This window comes from Pseudomonas sp. GW531-T4 (genome assembly GCF_017349615.1).
Classification (GTDB): domain Bacteria; phylum Pseudomonadota; class Gammaproteobacteria; order Pseudomonadales; family Pseudomonadaceae; genus Aquipseudomonas; species Aquipseudomonas chlororaphis_I.
The window spans coordinates 1-304 of the sequence record NZ_JACMZT010000095.1 but is presented as its reverse complement, the minus strand read 5'-3'; the positions used below and the strand labels follow the sequence as shown (position 1 = coordinate 304).

Annotated in this window: 1 pseudogene; it reads right to left on the bottom strand. The window is 65.8% G+C overall.

Going from position 1 to position 304, the window contains the following annotated elements:
• Nucleotides 1-304 (bottom strand): annotated as a pseudogene (locus tag J4D28_RS30335) (hypothetical protein); the annotation flags it as partial.

The following is a 304-nucleotide window of genomic DNA, read 5'->3' as shown; positions in this document are numbered from 1 at the left end:
GAGGACGCTGTAGACCAGAGCCACTCCGCCCGAACTCAAGGCCGGCAAGCCACTGGTGTCGCTCGACAGGGCATAGGTCAGCGGTACATCGGCGCCGGACTGGAAGATGCCGGTGACGCTACCGCTGGCAGTCGTTGCTTCGCCAGGCACGTCGCCAACACCACCGGCGATGCCATTGGCCAGGCCATCTTCATCGACGGTTCCGGCCTCGGCGGCCCCGGCCGCCGTTGGCGTATCGTCATCGACGGTGATCACCAGTTTCTCGGCGGCGGCCGTCACTGTGTCGCCGTCCTTATCGGTAGCT